Annotated in this window: 17 protein-coding genes; 7 read left to right on the top strand and 10 right to left on the bottom strand. The window is 56.7% G+C overall.

Annotated elements, in window-relative coordinates:
* Positions 1-25: 25 nt before the first annotated feature.
* The 5 genes from FHW77_RS00355 to FHW77_RS00335 all read right to left on the bottom strand — a co-directional run bounded on the left by FHW77_RS00355 (position 26) and on the right by FHW77_RS00335 (position 5,495).
* Positions 26-1,015, bottom strand: a complete 990-nt coding sequence (locus tag FHW77_RS00355) for an ABC transporter ATP-binding protein (protein ID WP_111814705.1) — start codon at positions 1,013-1,015, stop codon at positions 26-28.
* On the bottom strand, positions 1,012-1,986 hold the full coding sequence (locus FHW77_RS00350) for an ABC transporter ATP-binding protein (protein WP_111814707.1): 975 nt from the start codon (positions 1,984-1,986) through the stop codon (positions 1,012-1,014). The genes FHW77_RS00355 and FHW77_RS00350 overlap by 4 nt, the downstream gene beginning before the upstream one ends.
* Positions 1,983-2,882, bottom strand: a complete 900-nt coding sequence (locus tag FHW77_RS00345) for an ABC transporter permease (protein WP_353618945.1) — start codon at positions 2,880-2,882, stop codon at positions 1,983-1,985. The genes FHW77_RS00350 and FHW77_RS00345 overlap by 4 nt, the downstream gene beginning before the upstream one ends.
* A gap of 1 nt (position 2,883) precedes the next feature.
* Positions 2,884-3,855 (bottom strand): ABC transporter permease, encoded by a 972-nt coding sequence (locus tag FHW77_RS00340; protein WP_162696272.1) that lies wholly within the window; start codon positions 3,853-3,855, stop codon positions 2,884-2,886.
* Between the two features lie 164 nt (positions 3,856-4,019).
* Positions 4,020-5,495 carry an ABC transporter substrate-binding protein gene (locus tag FHW77_RS00335; RefSeq protein WP_286086084.1) on the bottom strand — a complete coding sequence of 492 codons (1,476 nt, stop codon included), beginning with the start codon at positions 5,493-5,495 and terminating at the stop codon, positions 4,020-4,022.
* Positions 5,496-6,146: 651 nt separating this feature from the next.
* On the opposite strand from FHW77_RS00335, the gene FHW77_RS00330 reads away from it, so the two are divergent.
* The 4 genes from FHW77_RS00330 (at position 6,147) to FHW77_RS00315 (ending at position 11,635) form a co-directional block, all read left to right on the top strand.
* Entirely contained in the window at positions 6,147-7,526 is a 1,380-nt protein-coding gene (locus FHW77_RS00330) for an enoyl ACP reductase FabMG family protein (RefSeq protein WP_111814713.1), read from the top strand.
* 226 nt (positions 7,527-7,752) lie between these two features.
* Positions 7,753-8,862 (top strand): PAS domain-containing protein, encoded by a 1,110-nt coding sequence (locus FHW77_RS00325; protein ID WP_111814715.1) that lies wholly within the window; start codon positions 7,753-7,755, stop codon positions 8,860-8,862.
* An 11-nt stretch (positions 8,863-8,873) separates the two neighbouring features.
* Positions 8,874-9,299, top strand: a complete 426-nt coding sequence (locus tag FHW77_RS00320) for a response regulator (protein ID WP_004446066.1) — start codon at positions 8,874-8,876, stop codon at positions 9,297-9,299.
* A gap of 26 nt (positions 9,300-9,325) precedes the next feature.
* Positions 9,326-11,635, top strand: coding sequence for a GAF domain-containing protein (locus FHW77_RS00315; RefSeq protein ID WP_111814732.1), 2,310 nt, complete (start codon positions 9,326-9,328; stop codon positions 11,633-11,635).
* A gap of 368 nt (positions 11,636-12,003) precedes the next feature.
* Here the strand turns inward: FHW77_RS00315 and FHW77_RS00310 are convergent, their stop codons facing one another.
* Together FHW77_RS00310 and FHW77_RS00305 are read right to left on the bottom strand one after the other, a co-directional pair.
* Positions 12,004-12,621: a BA14K family protein gene (locus FHW77_RS00310; RefSeq protein ID WP_111814717.1), complete on the bottom strand. Its 618-nt coding sequence runs from the start codon at positions 12,619-12,621 to the stop codon at positions 12,004-12,006.
* 226 nt (positions 12,622-12,847) lie between these two features.
* Positions 12,848-13,153, bottom strand: coding sequence for a DUF1236 domain-containing protein (locus FHW77_RS00305; protein WP_111814719.1), 306 nt, complete (start codon positions 13,151-13,153; stop codon positions 12,848-12,850).
* Positions 13,154-13,321: 168 nt separating this feature from the next.
* On the opposite strand from FHW77_RS00305, the gene FHW77_RS00300 reads away from it, so the two are divergent.
* The 3 genes from FHW77_RS00300 to FHW77_RS00290 all read left to right on the top strand — a co-directional run bounded on the left by FHW77_RS00300 (position 13,322) and on the right by FHW77_RS00290 (position 15,915).
* A complete protein-coding gene (locus FHW77_RS00300) occupies positions 13,322-13,717 on the top strand; it encodes a DUF1236 domain-containing protein (protein WP_004446075.1) in 396 nt (131 codons plus the stop codon).
* A gap of 183 nt (positions 13,718-13,900) precedes the next feature.
* Complete coding sequence (locus FHW77_RS00295; RefSeq protein ID WP_045535594.1) at positions 13,901-15,271, top strand: sensor histidine kinase; 1,371 nt, start codon at positions 13,901-13,903, stop codon at positions 15,269-15,271.
* Positions 15,268-15,915: a response regulator gene (locus FHW77_RS00290; protein WP_022563207.1), complete on the top strand. Its 648-nt coding sequence runs from the start codon at positions 15,268-15,270 to the stop codon at positions 15,913-15,915. Before FHW77_RS00295 ends, FHW77_RS00290 begins: the two co-directional genes overlap by 4 nt.
* Here the strand turns inward: FHW77_RS00290 and FHW77_RS27040 are convergent.
* The 3 genes from FHW77_RS27040 to FHW77_RS00275 all read right to left on the bottom strand — a co-directional run bounded on the left by FHW77_RS27040 (position 15,900) and on the right by FHW77_RS00275 (position 18,452).
* Positions 15,900-16,403 (bottom strand): hypothetical protein, encoded by a 504-nt coding sequence (locus FHW77_RS27040; RefSeq protein WP_111815132.1) that lies wholly within the window; start codon positions 16,401-16,403, stop codon positions 15,900-15,902. The two genes, FHW77_RS00290 and FHW77_RS27040, sit on opposite strands and share 16 nt — an antisense overlap.
* Positions 16,404-17,179: 776 nt before the next feature.
* Positions 17,180-17,569 carry an aconitase family protein gene (locus tag FHW77_RS00280; protein WP_502709245.1) on the bottom strand — a complete coding sequence of 130 codons (390 nt, stop codon included), beginning with the start codon at positions 17,567-17,569 and terminating at the stop codon, positions 17,180-17,182.
* Between the two features lie 94 nt (positions 17,570-17,663).
* Positions 17,664-18,452 carry a DUF4394 domain-containing protein gene (locus FHW77_RS00275; RefSeq protein ID WP_111815130.1) on the bottom strand — a complete coding sequence of 263 codons (789 nt, stop codon included), beginning with the start codon at positions 18,450-18,452 and terminating at the stop codon, positions 17,664-17,666.
* Positions 18,453-18,559 lie beyond the last annotated feature (107 nt).

The following is an 18,559-nucleotide window of genomic DNA, read 5'->3' as shown; positions in this document are numbered from 1 at the left end:
GGTTTTGGTTTTGGATTTGCCGACGTCAGTCGTTCAGATGGCAGGCGCTCTTGTGGCGCGAACCAACCGAACGCAGCTCCGGCCGCTCGACACGACAGCGTTCCATCGCCAGCGGACAACGCGGGTGGAAGTGGCATCCTGACGGCGGTGAAAGCGGGTTTGGTATTTCCCCTTCGATCGCAGAAAAACTGCGCTGCACGGGATCGAGGCTTGGTCGTTCCTGAAGAAGGGCGCGGGTATAGGGGTGATTGGGATGGGCGAACAACTCCTCGACGGTCGCCTCCTCCACGACACGGCCGAGATACATCACCACCACACGATCGGAGATATGCTCAACAACCGAGAGGTCGTGGCTGATGAAGATGTAAGTCAGGTCCAGCTGTTCTCTGAGGTCGAGAAAAAGGTTGAGTATCTGCGCCTGGATCGACACATCAAGAGCCGCGACCGACTCGTCACAGATCAGCATGTCCGGTTGAACCGCAAGCGCGCGTGCGATGCCGATACGCTGGCGCTGCCCGCCGCTGAACTGGTGAGGGAAGCGGGACGCCATTGACGGATCAAGGCCGGCGCGCGCCATCTGCTGGTTGACGTAGTCATCCAGCTCCCGCGCCGTGGTCAGCCCATGATGCAGTGGCGCAGCACCAATGATCTCACGCACCCGCTGCCGCGGATTGAGGGAGGAGGACGGGTCCTGAAAGATCATCTGGACCTTCAGCCGCGCCGTCTCTGCCTCGTCGCCCTGCATGTCCTGAAGGCGCTTGTCCCGAAAGAGCACGGTTCCGTCTGACGCCTGCAGCAGACCAGCCACCACCCGTCCGAGCGTCGACTTCCCGCAGCCGGATTCACCGACGATACCGACGACTTCACCTTCTGCGACGGTAAGACTGACATCATCCAGAGCGCGGACGACGGGATTGGGGGATTTCAGGCCGATGAATTCGGCGCCACGTTCGATCAGGCCGGATTTGCGGCTGAAGCGCTTGCTGACGTTGCGGACCTCCAGTCGATTGCTCATGCTGGCGCTCCTTCCATGACGGGGTGAAAACAGCGAAGAAGTCGGCCTTCTACGGGCTCAAGCTGCGGTGGACTGAGACAGAGCTCGGTGGCTGACGAACAGCGGGGGTGAAAGGCGCAACCTTTCGGCATATTGGCAACGGAGGGCGTCGTGCCCGATATCTGTCTGAGCCTGAAACCGCGTTTGTTGTGCGCGGGAAGGCTCGCCATCAAGCCGGTCGTATAGGGATGCATGGGGCGTCGAAGCAGATCGGCCGTCTTGCCCTGTTCGGCGATGCGGCCGGCATACATAACCGAAAGGCGGTCGGCGAGGCCAGCGACAACCGAGAGGTCGTGCGTAACCCAGATGAGAGCAGTTCCCCTTTCGCGCGCGAGCTTCTGCACGATCGAGAGGATCTGCGCCTGGATGGTGACATCAAGTGCCGTGGTCGGTTCATCGGCGATAATGAGATCCGGTGACATCAAGAGTGCGATGGCGATGGCCACTCTCTGCCGCATTCCGCCGGAGAATTGATGCGGGTAGGCGCTCAGCCTCTCCTCAGGGCTTGGAATGCCGACCATGCCCAAGGCATCACGCGCCCTCTCGCGGGCCGCCTGCTTGCTGATCGTTTCATGGGCACGCACCACCTCGATCATCTGCGTATCGATACGCAGCACGGGGTTGAGCGTAGACATGGGATCCTGGAAAATCATGGCAATCCGGTTGCCGCGAATGGAGCGAAACTCCCGTTCAGAGAGCGTCCGCAGATCCCTGCCCTTGAAAAGTATCTGGCCACCCGTCACCTGCGCTGGTTTATCGATCAACCCCATGATCGACAGGCCGGTTACCGATTTCCCCGATCCTGATTCTCCCACAAGGCCCATAACTTCACCGGCCGCGAGGTCGAGATTGATGCCGTCGATAAGGGTGACGCGGCCTTCGGCGGTCACGACTTCAGTTTTCAAACCTTTGATTTCGAGCATGGCGGTCATTTCTGTGCAGCCTTCGGATCGAGCATTTGACGCAGGCGGTCGCCGACGAGGTTGATCGCAAAGATGGTTACGAGCAGCGCTATTCCCGGGAAAAGCGCGATCCAGTAGGTGCCCGACAACATGAATTCATAGCCGCTGGAAATGAGGAGCCCGAGCGACGGTTCGGTAACGGGCACGCCAAGGCCAAGAAAGCTGAGCGTCGCCTCAAGCGTGATGGCGCGCGCGACCTGCATGGTCAGCAGCACCACCAGCGGCGACAGACAGTTCGGCAGAAGCTGGCGAAACAGGATATTCCGGTGGGGAAGGCGCAACGACCTTGCCGCTTCAACATATTCGCGGCGCAGTTCGGTCAGTGCGGCGCCGCGGGCGGTGCGGGCATAGGTCGCCCACTCCACGAGCACGATGGCGAAAACGACGTTGCCGACGCTTTTCCCGAGCAGCGCAAGAATGAGGAGCGCCGAAAGGATCGTGGGAAAGGAGAGCTGAAGATCGACAATGCGCATCATGGCCGTCTCCACCTTGCCGCCGACATAAGCGGCTGTCAGGCCGAAAGCGGTGCCGATGACGAAGGCGATAGCCGCCGATCCGAGACCGACGATCAGGCTGATCCGCAGACCGTGGAGAATGGCGGAGAGCATGTCGCGCCCCTGATCGTCCGAGCCGAAGACGAAGATGAAGCCAGCGGAAGCCTCCGATCCCGGCGGCATGCGGCCATCCATGATGTCCAGTTGCATCAGGTCGTAGGGGTTTTGAGGCGATAACATCGGAGCGAAGATCGCCAGAAGGGCAATAAGTATGATCAGGATGAGGCCGATGAGCGCAAGCGGTGGGCGTGAAAACTGCCGCAGGAATTGCAGCCCGGGTCGGAATTTTGCGGAGACGGGGATAGCTTGCACGTCACTCTCCCTGAAGTCGGATACGTGGATCGAGCAGCCTGTAGGTGACATCGACGACGAGATTGATGATGACGAACATGATGACCACAAGCATGAGATAGGCCACGATCACGGGGCGATCGAGCGCGGCGATGCTGTCGATGATGATCTTTCCGACGCCGGGCCAGGCAAAAATCGTTTCGGTGACAACAGAAAAAGCGATCGTCTGGCCGATATCGAGCCCGACGACGGTCACGACCGGTATCATGACATTCTTGAGGACATGAATGCCGAGTATGCGCCGTGGCGAAAGGCCCTTGGCCTTGGCAAACCGCACATATTCGCTGGACATGGCCTCGCGGACACCGGCTTCCGTCAGGCGCGTCACCATGGAAATGTTAAACAGCGAAAGGCTGATTGCCGGCAGCACCAAGTGCCTGAGGCCATCCAGCGTGACGAAGGACCATGGAATGCCAAACAGGGTTTCGGTTGCACCGCGGCCGGAACTCGGCAGCCAGCCCAGCTGCACGCTGAATATCATGATAAGCAGAATGGCTATCCAGAAGATCGGCAGGCTGAAACCGAAGATCGAACCGACCATGATCATGCGGGAAAATGGGCTATCGGGCTTCCAACCCGCCATGAGGCCGAGGGGCACGCCGAAGACGAGCGACAGCAGGACGGCCGCAAAGGCAAGCTCCAACGTGGCCGGCAGGCGGGACAGGATCAGCTCGACAGCCGGCTCCTTGTAGACATAGCTGATGCCGAGATTTCCCTGGAGTACGCCTTTCAGAAACAGAAAGAACTGCTCGTAAAGCGGGCGATCAAGGCCGAGATCGGCGATCAGCCGCAGGCGGTCTTCATGCGTGGCTTCCGCCGGAAGCAGGGTTTCGATCGGGCTGCCTATCAGATGAAGACCAACAAACACGATCACGGCCATTGCCAGAGCGACCAGTATCGCTTGCAACAGGCGCTGGATAATCCATAGGGTCATGATACCCTCAAAACATTGATGATGTGGCGCAGGCCCGCCGATTTCGACATGCGGGCGCTGTCAGATATACCGCATTTCAGGCTTTGCCTTCTTGCAAAAGCCGCTCATCTGCGCGCAGGAGGTGACGGTGACGGATCGAAACAATTCCGATCCGTCAGGCAGACTTATTCGGATATATCCTTCACGAGCGTACGCTCATCAATCCGCGGTGCATAGGACAGGCCTTTGCGCGTAACCCAGGCGTTGCTCTGCTGGTAAAGCGGTATGATGGCGCCGTCATTTACCGCAACCTTGACCGCCTCCACAAGGGCCGTCTCGCGAGCCTTGTCGTCGTAAATCGTCATCGCCGTCGCGACGAGATCATCGAGTGCCGGATTGGAGTATCCGCTGTCATTTGAAGCACCCAGTCCACGCTTCGGATCAACGGTTCCGATAACGTTCACCAACATGGAGCTTGCATCATAGGTGGCGTTACCGAGCCCCAGCAGCTTCATGGAGAATTCCGATTTACGCGAAGAGAAGGTGGTCCACGGCAGGGCCTCCACATTCGTCTTCACGCCAATGCGCGTCCACATCTGCGCGACGGCCTGAACGACGGCAGGCGCATTGGGATAGCGGTCGTTCGGCACATGAACCGTCAGCTGGAAACCGTTCGGGAAGCCAGCATCGGCCAGCATCTTCTTGGCGCTTGTCGCGTCCGGCTTCGGTGGTTGAATGTCGTCGGTGTAGGAGAAGGCACCTTTGGGCAGCCACTGGCCGGATGCCGTGGCTGTACCTTCCATGATCTTATCGACGATACCTTGACGGTTTATCGCCACGGACAAAGCGTTGCGGACGCGTGCATCGGCAAGCGGGTTTGTCTCCAGCGCTTCACCATTCGGCCCCTTTACATTGGCTTTCCAGCTCTCTCCCGAGGTCGTCGGCGCCAGATAGATCACGCGCAGACCGGGCGTGGAGACGAAGGAAAGATTTGCTGTCGACTTGAATCGCGCGATATCGGTTGCGGCGGGGGCGTCGATAATGTCGACATCACCCGCCAGAATAGCCGTGGTGCGCGCGCTGGCGCTGGAGATCATGCGGTAGGTCGCATGGTCCCAGGCCACTTTCTTGCCCCACCAGTCTGGATTGCGCTCCAGCCCAACTTCGATGCCCTGCTTGAAAGTCGAGAAGCGAAAGGCGCCGGTGCCGATTGCCGCTTTTCCGGAATTGTAGTCTGCTGTGTCCGCGCCCTCCCCGACGTGCCGGGATATGACCGCTATATTGGCAAGATCGCCCGGAAGGGTAGGCGCCGGTGCCTTCGTGGTGATGAGGACCGCAAGATTTCCATCGGTTTCGACGCTTGCGACATTTCTGATGAAACCGCCGAACCCGCCGGGGCTATTTGGAACATTTCCAGCGCGGCTGAGCGTGAAAACAACGTCATCGGCGGTGAAGGGTTTTCCGTCGTGCCATTTTACGCCCTCACGAAGGGTAAAACGCCATTTGGTTTCGGAAACGGCCTCCCATTTCGTTGCAAGGCCCTCGACAAGCTGCCCTTCGGCTGTCCGCTCGGTCAGCCTGTCGAATATCTGCATGGCGATACTGTTGTTTGGAGAGGCATTATAAAAATGCGGATCAACCGATGTCACGGTGCCGCTCAATCCTACCTTAATATCCTTCGCAATAGCCGGAGAAACCGCAAAGCTGGCGCAGGCCGCCAAGCATAGAAAAACCGCACTTTTCCTCATTTCGTTCCCTTTTTATTGATTTCTTTGAGCGATGAACCGCCTTGGCCACGTTGGCTCGTAAAGTATTATTCCGGCCTCGGCCTGATTTATCAAATGAATGTTTTTTTCATTCATCATTCGCCAGGCGAATATACGGCCGCGCCAAAATCGGTCCAGGTGATCGAGAGCAACGTGCAAGGGAACTGGCCGGTCGCCTGTAATTCGATTGTGTCAAGGACAGCCGTTTATAGACGGCGCTTCCGAGTGCTCGTGAAAAGAGCAGGTTGGCGGCCGCAGAGAAATAACGCGCTGAAACCGCTTAGCGAAAATCTGTCTGCGTATAGAAAACCGGCAATATGGGTATCATTCCCAACTCTTCGCCGGCAATGCTGTCGCTAATTCGTACTGAAGCAACCGCGGCGAAAGGCGGATGTAATCCCGAGGTGTTTTCGGATTGCGCGGCTCTTCACGTTTTGAAATGAGCAGTCACCGAAAATGAGTTCCCATCGGCCAACTATGCGGTCATGTCTTGCTCAGATCGTATGGGCACCTGCTCGACGAAACGCGAAGCAAAGAGTTGACAGTATGGAAAATCCGGTTGCGTTGAATCGTCTTTCCGAAAACACGATCTTCCGTAAGGGCGATGTTTTCGTACTCTTCGGCGAATTGTTCGGTCGCGGGTATGCCACCGGCCTGCTAGACGAAGCCAGACGGGCTGGAATGGAGATTGTGGGGATCACCGTCGGACGGCGGGACGAGAATAACGCCCTGCGGCCGCTCGACGCCGAGGAACTGTCTTCTGCGGAGGCCCAGTTGGGCGGTAGGATCATCAACATACCGCTTATGGCGGGTTTCGATCTCGATGCGCCAGCAGACGGCCCAACGCCCACCGATCTTCTGGCAAAGATGACGCTTGAGAGCTGGGAACACGACAGGCTCGACTGGGACTATCTGGAGCAATGTCGAGACATTGCCACTGCGCGTTTCAAGGCATCGCTGTCAAAGGTCATGACCGCTCTGGACGGAATGATCGCTAATGGCCGCAATGTTTTCTTCGCCCACACAATGGCCGGCGGCATTCCGAAGGCGAAGACATTCCTGGTCGTCGCCAATCGAATCTACAAGGGAACTGGCCCCCGCCACATGTCTTCTCAGACGCTGCTCGACAGCGATATGGGAAAGCTCATTCTGCAGAATTTTGACGATGTTTCTGCGAACACCTTTCGCCATCTCATCGACTTTAGCACAGCGATCCGCGAGCGCATCGAAGCCTCGGGCGGACAAGTGCGATATACGGCCTATGGCTATCACGGATCGGCGGTCCTGATCGATGGGAGCTATCGTTGGCAAACCTATACCAACTACACCCAGGGATATGCGAAGATGCGTCTCGAAGGCATCGCCGAGGATGCCTGGGCGAAAGGCATTAAGGCAACCGTCTACAACTGCCCTGAAATCCGGACCAATTCGTCCGACGTGTTCACCGGTATCGAGCTGCCCCTGATACCACTGCTGCTTGCGTTGAAGAAGGAAAACGGGAGCGAATGGGCCGACGAACAATGGCAGGCCTGCGAGCAGTTGCTCATGGACGGCTTAACCATGAACGATGTTTTCCGGAAGATCACCGACATGCAGGCCAGCGAGGTCATGCGTCCATTCTATGATTTTTCGGCATGGCCCATGGCAAACAGCCAGGCACAGGCCGATTTGACCATCGGCACGTCAAACGAGATCACCCGGATGCATCGGGATGGCAAGACGATGATTAGTGATCTCCTGAGCAGTCTCGTTGTGACTGCAACAGGGCAACTGATCTTTGGCGAATCGTCTGAACCCGCGGGTCCCGTCCTTTGGCTCAACCACGATATTGTTGCCCGGCGACTTAACGCTTCCCACCCGCATTCTAAGTCTTCTGCGCCGCTCGTCGCTCACGGGACGGAATCCCCGCATCCTGAGATGGCGTGACGACGTCCCCAACCTGGCTTGGAAACCAGATGTCTTGGCCTGGAGCGACAAATCCCGCCAGGGGAACGCCCCTCCAATTGGTCCTGTGTACTGGCAGCTTGTCGCAGGCGTCATCAGAAGCGAGTCCGTTGGAGCATCCAAGAAGGGCCGAAGCTCTTTTTTCCGCGACATTGGAACAAAATCGGAAGTGGCCCATTTCATCGGCGTACAATTCTCAGGGCGCTGAATGATCGACAACCAGAACTCCCGGCAGGACGCCAAAGACGCCGGTGAGCGTCTTGTGTCAGCGCATGCATCAGAAGATCCGTTTGCGGCCGCATTCAAGGCCACCCGCATGCCGATGCTGATTACGGACCCACGGCAGCCGGACAATCCCATCATTTTCTGCAACAAGGCGTTCTGCACCCTCACCGGCTACGAGGTTGGCGAGCTAATTGGACGCAACTGCCGACTTCTGCAGGGACCACAGACCGATCCTGACGCCGTCACCAAACTTCGTGACGCCGTTGCATCGCAAAAAGACATTGCCGTCGATATCCTCAACTACAGGAAAGATGGATCCAAATTTTGGAATGCACTTTTCGTAAGCCCGGTGCGCGACGTGTCCGGAGCCGTGATCTACTTTTTCGCCTCGCAGCTCGACTTCACCAATATCAAGAGTAAGGAAGCCGAACTCGCCCGCGCCCGGCACATTGCCGAGGAAGAAGTGGCGCTCAGAACGGCCGATCTGACCGAGGCCTTGCGCGCAAAAACCGCGCTCGTGCATGAGGTCGACCACCGCGTGAAAAACAATCTTCTGACGATCGCTTCCATCGTCAAGCTCCAGGCGCGAATGACAGACAACGAGGTCGTCGAGCGGACACTGATGTCCGTGCTGAACCGCGTCGAAGCACTGAGCACCGTTCAACGCAAACTTCTGAACGATGAGGATGTTGGCCATTTCGACGTGGCGGATTTCGCCAACACCCTGATGCTGGACAAGATCGGTGCCTTGAAACGGAACGATATCAGTCTCACGACAGACCTTCACGAGGTCGTGGTTCCAGCAACCAAGGCATCTCCTCTGGCCTTGATCATCAACGAACTCATTGGAGACGCGATTGGCCGGGGACTGAAAGAAGGCGGTGGTGAACTGCATCTGGAAGTGAAGCGACTCAACGGTCACTTCCTCATTCGCGTCGTTGACACCGTTGTCCCGGTGGAAGTGGATAGCGAACAAGCCGCCTTCAGCAAGAAGATGCTGGAAGCGTCACTAAAGCAGTTGCGTGCAACGATCGTAAGGACCGTCGATGGTCGCCGTACTGACGTGCGGGTCACGCTCTCTGTAAAAGACTGAAAGGATATCGCGTGAAAATCTTGATTGTTGAAGACGAGGCTTTGCTGGCTATGGAGCTTGAGAGCGAGGTCGAAGAGGCCGGGCATGAGATCGTCGGCGTCGCCGCCGAAAGCAAGCAGGCTCTATCCTTGATCGAAAAGTCCTCGCCACAGTTCGCCTTTGTGGATATTCAGTTGCTGGACGGTCCCACGGGCATCGACGTCGGCCGTCACCTCGCGTCCCGTTCGATTCCCTATGTCTTCGTTTCCGGAAATCTGAAGCGGATTCCTGAGGATTTTGCGGGCGCCCTTGGTGCGATCGAAAAACCTTACACCATGAACGGACTGCAAAATGCGCTGGAATTCATCGACACCATTGTGAACGGTGAGCACCAGTCCGTCACCGCGCCTCCAAGCCTCGTTTTGTCACCCCGTTTGCTCGCTGCTCTGTCGGCGTGAAACGCATCCGTGATTAGGGATTGACCTTGAACTCACCATCTGAACGCATTGAAGCCGTTCGCAATTCTGGTTTGCTTGATGTTCAGGGCCAATCCGAATTCCAGGATATTATCGAGGTTGTCAAAGCCGGGCTGAAATCTCCGGTGGCACTGATTTCCATTCTTGATGAGCACCGGCAGGTCTTCATCGCCCATCTCGGCCTTCCGGAAAAATGGGCCGAGGCGGCAGAAACGCCGCTGACGCATTCCTTCTGCCAGCACGTGGTTCGCGACAAGATACCCCTCATTATCGGGGATGCCACGCTCCACGACCTCGTCAGGGACAATCTGGCCATCGCCGATCTCGGCGTGATTTCATACATGGGTGTTCCGGTCACCATGCCGGATGGCCTGGTAATCGGTGCGCTCGCGGCAATCGACGGAGAGCCGCGAAACTGGACCGAAAGCGAGCTGGAGTTGCTGAGCCGGATCGGGCGCGTCGTCTCCAATCAGATTGCGACCTTCCTCTCCGAGCGTCGATGGGGAACACTCTTTCAACAGCTGGAAGAAGGCATCGTCGTCGGCTCCGTGATCCGCGATCTTGAAGGATCGATCATCGACTGGCGGTTTGATACAATCAACCCGGCCTGGAGTGTTCTCCTTGGCTTGCCCGGAGATGGCGTCCCGGGCCGAACAATGCGGGATGTCTTCCCCGACTTCGAGGAAGAATGGATTTCCGATGTCGGCGAAGCGATGGAGACCAGGCAAAGCAAGCGTTTCACTCGCAAGATTCGCTCCCTGGATCGCTGGTTCGACGGCTATGTCCAGGCGACTGGCAACGATAAATTCGTCATCATCTTCGTTGACGTCACCGATCGGATGCAGGCGGTGGAGGCGCTACGCAACAGCGAGACGAAGCTGCGACTGATCGTCGAAGGCGCCAAGGATTACATCATCCTGACGCTTGATGAAAACCAACGCATCACCAGCTGGTTCGGCGGCGCGGAGGAGACTTTCGGCTGGTCGGAAGCGCAGATGCTCGGCAGACCGTTCGAAGAAATTTTTACACAGGAAGATCGGGCGGCGAATATTCCGCAGTTTGAGATCGAAACGGCGGGCCGCGACGGTGTTGCACTTGATCGCCGATGGCATCTTGCCGCCGATGGTACGCGGGTGTTTCTTGACGGCACCATACGCCCGATGCCCAATCACTCCTCATCCCATCTTTCCGGCTTCATCAAGGTGGCGAGAAACGCGACAGCCCAAAAGCTGTCGGAAGACCGGCAGCTCGCTTTTCTGGAGCTGGGCGAAAAGATCCGCGAACTCGACTCGGTCGCCGAGGTCGCTTTCGCAGCAGCGGAAATCATGGCTCGAAACCTGCAAGGGGCAACGCGAGCCGGTTATGGCATCGTTGATCCGATCGCCGAGACCGTGGAGATGCTGCCTGACTGGCGCGCGCCCGGAATGTTCACCGTTGCCGGCCAGCATCAATTTCGCGATTACGGTTCCTATATTGAAGACCTCAAGCGTGGCGAACTGGTCATCATAGCTGACGTTGCGGCCGATCCAAGAACCTCGGCGTCAGCGGAGCTTTTGAACTCGCTGCGCATCTCCGTCCTCGTCAACGTCCCTATTCTCGAGCGGGGCGCTTTCGTCGGCGTCATGTTTGTGCATTACGAAAAGCCGCACGAATTTTCTTCAGAAGAACGGGATTTCGTGCGGACGATTGCCGATCGCACCCGCGAAGCAATATCGCGGATACGTGCGGAACAGGAACAGCAGGTTCTCAACCATGAGATAAGCCATCGGCTGAAGAACACGATGGCGATGGTTCAGGCAATTGCGACCCAGACCCTTCGGCTCGTCACCGACAGAGCGCCCGTCGAAGCGTTTGTCAGCAGGCTGCACGCACTTTCAAAGGCGCATGAAGTACTGCTCACTCACGACTGGTCATCGGCGCGTATGATGACCGTGATCGATACCGCGCTTCGACAACTCTCTCTTCCGGATCGTTACCGTCTGTCAGGTTCCGACCTTGAAATCGGGCCGCGGACTGCGCTCAGCCTTGGCCTTCTCATGCACGAACTCGGCACCAACGCCCTGAAATATGGCGCGTGGTCGAGCGACGGTGGAAAGGTCATAGTGACCTGGAGGGTTGAGCCCATCGGTGGGGATGGCATGGTTGTTGTGGAGTGGAACGAACAGGACGGCCCGCCGGTGGAACTGCCGTCGGCAAAAGGGTTTGGATCGAAGCTGATCCGCATGGGCCTTCTGGGAACCGGGGGCGTCGAGATCAATTACGATCCTGACGGACTGCGCGTGACCATGCAGGCGCTGGTTTCACAGCTTGAGCAGTGACATCGAGCCGAAGCCATAATGAGGGGCAACCATGATCGGCAAACCAGTTTTCGACCGACCGTCCATGGCTTCCGACTGCAACTGTCAGCACCAGGGCACACCGGTGAAATACCTGCTAGTTTAGCGCTGAACCTGCAGTTAAGGATGTAGCCGAACAGCTCCGATAAGGCTCAGCAAGCACTTTGAACGTGGCCTTCGCCCGGCGCATCGGCATACCCTCTTCCTCTATACGCCCTGATGACAGCACGCAACGGCGAGGGGAAGGAGACAACCGATGGAATTCAGACAATGATGTTGGAGTATCGGCGATTTCTTGGCTGGCTGGCCTACTGAAAGAGCCGCCATCGAGGACGGCAGAGGTCGTCTGTCTAATTGGGAACCTGTTGGGCGAGTAGAGTTGTCCGGTAGCGCTGATCTGGCGTTTCTAAACCGGATTGGCACTTTCTCCTCGGACCTGAAAACGGCTGATAAGAATCGTCCTCAGGCTGGTAAGACCGATACCGGCTCATACACCAGGCAACATGGTCGTCGTTCAGCGAGGCGATTTGCAGTCGCTTCTCCGTCTCGACCAGATCTATCGGTGGGACGCAGCGCCTGCGCGGCCCGCCACTGAAGGGTTGGTAACTTTTATCGGCCTTCACATACGACCGGTATTTGCGGGAGCACCATTCATCTGATTTGTGCTCCGCGACATCAATCTCAGTCGCTTTTCCAAGCGGTAGACCGCTATCTTCTATGGATGGCTTGCTTCGCGGGACATCATTGGAAGCGAGGAGCGCGTCATCAACGTCAGCCGGTAAACGCTCATAGGCTTGCTGATTTGGATCAACACGCTTGACCTGCGTGGTCCACAAGGGCTCCTCATTTACATCAAGAATAACAGGTGGCTGGGACTGCGACCTGAGATCGGATGCAATCCTCATTCCACCGCCAACAACGGGTAATGAGCAGAGAAACAGTAGGGAGCCGACGATAACGTTTTGCATGGCACATCACTAAAAAGCATCGAAATATCGCCAGAGCAGCAGGACGGAAAATTTCGTGCCGCTCGGCACACGGGTAGCCGATCAAATTGTTGGTCGCGCCACCGCGACCAACGCTGAGTGGCCGGGAAAGCTGTCAGATCGAAAGAACGTCGATGATCTTACAGCCTGCAGGATCGATGAACGACGACGTGACATCTCGCCTCCATCGACCGCCCGGGTTACCGGCTTAGTTCATGATCCTGATGACCTTGCGGGTGCCGGGATCGACGATCGCGGTCTTTCCGTTAACGACGACGTAGCTGTAGGTGACATCCGGTGCATCAATCCTGTGCAGCTCCACCGTTTCCGGAAGGGCAGTGCCAACCACGACATCGACATCTGGCACATCCACTGAGGTGACCGTGTGCGCAGTCACGTATTTTTGGATCACAACTTCCTGTTCCGGGCTGATCACGACGGTCTGGGCGTGCAGAACGCTCGACATGCCCATAACGATCATTGCAGTCGTCATTGCGAGGACTCGGGTTTTCATATCATTCCACCTTGGCAAGTGTTGCTTTTTGCCTGCGGTTGCAGGTGGGATTTCAAGCAAATTGGGCGGAAAGTGTTCCAGACAGGGCACAAAGTCCTATGCCCGGAACTGATGCAGATCGAAAAATATTGTTTGGCTGTAGAAATTCTGCCTGAAGGAGGAACACCCATGCAGATGAAACAGCTTTCTTTCCTGACGTTCGCAATACTGGTCGCCGGCGGAGCTCAAGCTCAGGAATCGACTGTGACCGGCGCCGCTGGCGGCGCGATTACCGGGGCAATCGTAGGCGGCCCGGTCGGCGCAGCCGTTGGTGGCGTCGTGGGCGCCGTCGCAGGCACAGCTATCGATCCGCCGCCACCGCGCGTCGTTACCTATGTTCGGGAGGCTCCGATGCCGGCCGAGACAGTTGTCGTGAAGGAAAAGGTCGTTGTCGGCGAGCCTCTTCCTTCGACTGTGGTCATTCATCAGGTTCCGGACGAACCGAAATATTCTTATGCCATCGTCAACAAGCAGCGAGTAATCGTTGAACCGACCACGCGCAAAGTCGTGCAGGTTATCAACTGATGGCATTGCCTGCCGGGTTTTCTTCCCGGCAGGCCTTTTCCTGGGGGAATAAATTAGTATTTTCAGAAATAAAAATCTTCATGCCTTCAGGCTTCGCTTTCCGTCCTCGAGATCATAATTTACTGTTGTCTGAAGTTCGCTGGGCTGACCCTCGGCGGCAAAGTCACAGGCACGCGTGTCACTATGTCAGGTCGCACAATCACTCGTCTTTCATCGAAGACCTTGGGCTCATTGTCACTCGCCCAACAGTTTTTCCTCGCCGGCGGTCTTGTTACGTTGGGTGCGACGGTTTTGATTGGATTGCTGGTGACAGATCAGATTGTTGAGACTGTAACAAGAAATGCTGGCTCGACAACCGCGCTTTACGTCGACAGCATCATTGCACCTATCCTGCCGGATCTTACCCGCGCGACAAAACTCGACGATTCCATCGAACGAACGCTGGATGAAACTCTGGGACAGGGTGCACTGGGCAGACGACTGGTTTCCTTCCGGCTGTGGACAAAAGACGGAACCATTATCTACTCGAACGACAAGCGGCTGATGAACATGGTCGTGCCGCCTGGCGAAAACAGGACAAAAGCGTTCGCTGGCGAGCTCGTCGCGAATTTCGAAGAGGCAGGAGACCCAGAGAGCGACGCGGAGCGAGCGCTCGGGGAACCCCTCCTGGAGATATATAATCCCGTCTTGCAGCCATGGTCCGGAGAGGTGGTTGCCGTCGCAGAGTTTTATGAGCGGGCAACGGATCTTGAGAAAAGCCTGGCGCGAGCGCGCTGGAAGAGCTGGATCGTCGTCATCGCGGTTGCCTCTGCATTTTTCGCCGTTCTTTCCACAATTGTACTCAAGGGCAGCAGGATGATCCGGCATCAACTGCGTGAGATCGAGGACCTGGCGCGTCGCGTGCAGAAAGGATCGCAGCGCACGGTGGCCTTGAACGAGCGGCTGTTGCGCAAGATCGGTGCCGATCTGCACGATGGGCCTGCACAGCTCATCGCCTACGCAGCACTGCGGGTGGACAGCGAGAAGCTCGTCAGCGACCAGACAAGTCGGAATGAACGAGAATCCGAGACGACATCCATCAAGGCCAGTCTGGATGAAGCTATCCGGGATATCCGCAACATCTGCCGCGGCCTTGTTTTGCCAGATATAGAAAATCTGCCCATCGAAGACGTTGTTGGTCGGGCAGTTGAACATCATCAGTCCCGTGCTGGTACGCGAATAACGACCTCAATTGAGGATGTGAACGCGCAAGTCGGAGTTCCCGTTAAAATCTGCACTTACCGGTTCGTCCAGGAGGGTCTGAACAACGGTTGGCGCCACGCAGCATCAACAAATCAATGCGTGTCACTCCGACAGGAAGGCACAGAGATCGTCGCTACTGTTTCAGACGGCGGCAGTGGTTTTTCGTTCGACGAGATTGGACCCGATTGCATCGGGTTGTCAGGCCTTAAAGAACGAATTGAAAGTCTGGGAGGCCGTTTCGAAGTGCAGACATCGGCACGCGGAACGCACCTCACCATGAGACTGAACACCGTCGATGTGAGCGATCCATGACAGAAAATATAAAGGTCGTCATCGTTGATGATCACCCGATGTTTCGCTCGGGTGTATCGCAGAGCCTGAAAGAGTGTGGTTTCGACGTCCTGGGTGAAGGAGAAAACGCCGACGACGCACTAGCCCTTGCGACCAGATTAGCGCCGGACATCATCCTCCTGGATATCTCGATGCCCGGCAACGGCCTAGCGGCGATCAAATCCATATTGAGCCTCTCTCCGTCCATTCGAATTCTCATTCTCACAGCATCTGAGAGCGTGGATGATCTTCAGACAGCAATACAGTCGGGCGCGGCGGGATATGCCTTGAAAGGCGTCGGCTCTCGTGAGCTGGTACAGATGCTGCGGACCATCGCAGACGGCGGGCGTTACATTCCACCCGAACTGGGCGCCAAGTTGCTGGCTGAAAGAAAGGCCGCATCGGAACTGATCGAGCAGCGTCAGGATCTGAGCAGAAGAGAGCGGCAAGTCATGGACCTCATCGCCATCGGAATGAGCAACAAGCTTGTCGCCCGCAAACTGGATCTCCACGAGAAAACGGTGAAGCATCACGTGACAAGGATTTTTGCCAAGTTAAAGGTCAGCAATCGCACGGAGGCGGCACTTCTTTGGAGAGATCGTATCTCTGCTCAGCGTGAGCCCTGAAACCTTGAACGATCCTTGACCGTCGCAAGCCGATCAACGATGACACGGCCCTTATTGTCGCGCATCGAATACCGGCCTTTTCGTAAAGTCTCGGTGATGCCATTGGCGTGGCGCACTTCGAGAGCCTGGCCAGACTGCTGAACGCCAGCCCCGTTCTGACCGGAATTTCCGGCTGCTCCAGGATCTGGTGCTTTCCCGCTTCCGCTTCCGCTCTCGTTTCCGTTCCCTTTGCCACCTCCATTTCCATGTCCGCCATCATTGCTGCCGCCGTTGCCGTTGCCGCCACCGTTCGCGCTTCCGTTTCCGCCGCTGTTACCGCCATTTCCGTTTCCATTGCCGCCGCCGTTGTTTCCTCCGCCATTACCGCCGTTATTCCCGTTACCGTTGCCGCCGCCGTTGTTCCCTCCGCCATTACCGCCGTCATTCCCGTTACCGTTGCCGCCGCCATTGCCTTGAGCGACAGCAACCCGAACACCAGCGGCCTGCAAGAATTGGACAGCGATCAACGCAACCACGGGCCGTCCGACCATGGGAAAGGTGAAGAGGTACTTAAGCATGTTTCTTCTTGTACGCACTCCGTTCTCCATATCTGCCGTCCTGCCGGAATGGACGCGAACCAATTATCTCTGCGCAGGCTGCCAGAGTTTGGCTCGGTTGAGAACTGACCTGGGGTAGTCTTGAACCCGCTTGTTCTGAAATAATCGCCGTCTGAAAGCGACTGACGTGATGGTTGCACAAGAGCCGCGCGTAAAACAAAGTGAAGAAACCCTGCACTTTCCCGCTGGCTCAGCGCGACCAAAAAAGCAACGTCGTCTCAAAAGTAAGCGTCAGCAGCTCCCGTCCGTATCGCTTTTCGGATGAGCATCGAGCTGCTTCTGGTGGCATCTCTTCAACATTTTGTCGATCAGGGCCCTGTCTCCGTTACAGTGATCCAGAATGTCGACTGCCTTCGAAATGCTCAGAGAGTATTTTTGTTGAAGTTGCTCAACGGTGTAAGGCTCAGGTCGTAAGCTCTGGTCCATCTTATCCTCTTTACGTTCTGCAATCAGATGCTGTGCGATCGATTGCGTATCCGAGACGCCGGGCGCGAAATGCGCCCATGATTGGCTTGTGTCGAGTTCTCCGGATCGTTTCCGGCTGGAGTTCCTCGAGCGACAACTTCCAAACGATCAACACTCATTATGCGGAGGGGTTCATCGATTGGGACTTAGTGCCCAAATTTGGGTGGGACTTATTCGACTGGAACGGAAGGAGGCCTTTTTCCTCAAAGCCGATCCTCGCACGGTGCGGGTGACATTCGCACCACCCCCAAACCCAAAGCTTCCAGATCGGCAGGAAGCCCGCGCGGCGGAGATATCGCTCCGCGGTAAGCGAGCCTGGCACCAGTGAGGTCTTGACCCATGTGCCGCAGGTCGAAAGCCAAGCTCCGTCGCTTTCCAGGCGCGCGCAAGCCGGCGGCAATTAGCAAACGGGGATACGAAGTATTTGTACAGCTGGTAATTGCGGCGATCGCAACGGCGCCATGATTCGGGCTACTCTCGACAAAAATGGCCAGCACTTCTCGCATGTTGAGGATTGCATCGCGAGTGCCGCAGACCTGGATCTTGTCCTGAGGTCGGCAAAAACCTGCAAGGCTCGGCTCGACCGTTGACAGGTCGAGCTCGCAAGGACAATTGAGGCCTGATTACTCGAAGAGTAATCGGACGGAGGCAGATTGCTGGTCATCGGCCTCCGCCCGTCTTCCTGTGTCACATTTCGGGAAGAACAGCGATGTCGCGGACTTCTTTGTCCGTGCCGGTGATAGCGCCTACTTCGGTAGCGTTGCCGGTGTCGAGATCAACGGTGTAAAGCATTTTGTTTGCAGCGAGATAGGCAGTGTTCTTTCCGGCTTCCGTGCCCTGAATGTCAAAAGCATAGGTGGCTGGCTTGTCTTTGAAACCCAGCTTGCCAATTGCTTTCAAAGTGCCGTCATTCGGCTTGGTCTGCTGGATCAAGGCGCCAATCGTCGCATCGATATTGTACATTGCGGTCTTTTCAGGCTTGCCGATGGAGTTGGTATAGGCGGCTGCGACAATGTTCGGCGTCTCGCCCTTGTGCATGTCACCATCTTCGAAGGCCAGGACACCGTCGACCGTCACTGCACCGGTGTCAGGATGGACACGGTGGTTGGTGGTGCCAGTCATGAAACGAAGACGATCAGCCACCGGATTGAAATCGACGACGATCGGAGCCTGTGTCACCATCAGCGTCTTGTCCATTTTTGCGAGATCAGTGGCAGCACCGCTTTCAAGGTTGATGGTAACGATACGATGGTCCGCAGTAACACCGATCACTGTCTTGTTGGCGGGGCGGTAATCAATGCCGACGAGCTTATCGACGCCAGTTACTTCCATGGTCTTTGTAACGGCGGGCTTCGCGGTATCGAACATGACAAGTGTTTTGTCACTCGTCAGCCCGAGAACGGGTGCCGAAAAGGCTGTCGATGCCATGGCAGCAAAGGCGGCGGAGGCGGTCAGTGCGAAAAGGATGGTCTTCATGTCTTTCTCCCGTGCGTTCAACATTCGAGAAGGCGTCAGGCACTCGGCGCTTGACCCTTCATCATTGAAGACACCGCAAGGGAGGCGAATGGATGCAGGTCGTAAAA

The organism is Agrobacterium sp. RC10-4-1 (assembly GCF_014138475.1).
Taxonomy (GTDB): Bacteria; Pseudomonadota; Alphaproteobacteria; order Rhizobiales; family Rhizobiaceae; genus Agrobacterium; species Agrobacterium pusense.
The sequence above is the reverse complement of the archived record's forward strand: the minus strand, read 5'-3'. Positions and strand labels throughout refer to the sequence as shown.

Bases quoted from the DNA above. Each gene is read 5' to 3' on its own strand.
- FHW77_RS00290 (WP_022563207.1), top strand. From the start codon at position 15,268: ATGACAGAAAATATAAAGGTCGTCATCGTTGATGATCACCCGATGTTT.
- FHW77_RS00340 (WP_162696272.1), bottom strand. From the start codon at position 3,855: ATGACCCTATGGATTATCCAGCGCCTGTTGCAAGCGATACTGGTCGCT.
- FHW77_RS00330 (WP_111814713.1), top strand. From the start codon at position 6,147: ATGGAAAATCCGGTTGCGTTGAATCGTCTTTCCGAAAACACGATCTTC.
- FHW77_RS00300 (WP_004446075.1), top strand. From the start codon at position 13,322: ATGCAGATGAAACAGCTTTCTTTCCTGACGTTCGCAATACTGGTCGCC.
- FHW77_RS00275 (WP_111815130.1), bottom strand. From the start codon at position 18,452: ATGAAGACCATCCTTTTCGCACTGACCGCCTCCGCCGCCTTTGCTGCC.
- FHW77_RS00325 (WP_111814715.1), top strand. From the start codon at position 7,753: ATGATCGACAACCAGAACTCCCGGCAGGACGCCAAAGACGCCGGTGAG.
- FHW77_RS00305 (WP_111814719.1), bottom strand. From the start codon at position 13,153: ATGAAAACCCGAGTCCTCGCAATGACGACTGCAATGATCGTTATGGGC.
- FHW77_RS00310 (WP_111814717.1), bottom strand. From the start codon at position 12,621: ATGCAAAACGTTATCGTCGGCTCCCTACTGTTTCTCTGCTCATTACCC.
- FHW77_RS00350 (WP_111814707.1), bottom strand. From the start codon at position 1,986: ATGACCGCCATGCTCGAAATCAAAGGTTTGAAAACTGAAGTCGTGACC.
- FHW77_RS00295 (WP_045535594.1), top strand. From the start codon at position 13,901: ATGTCAGGTCGCACAATCACTCGTCTTTCATCGAAGACCTTGGGCTCA.
- FHW77_RS00355 (WP_111814705.1), bottom strand. From the start codon at position 1,015: ATGAGCAATCGACTGGAGGTCCGCAACGTCAGCAAGCGCTTCAGCCGC.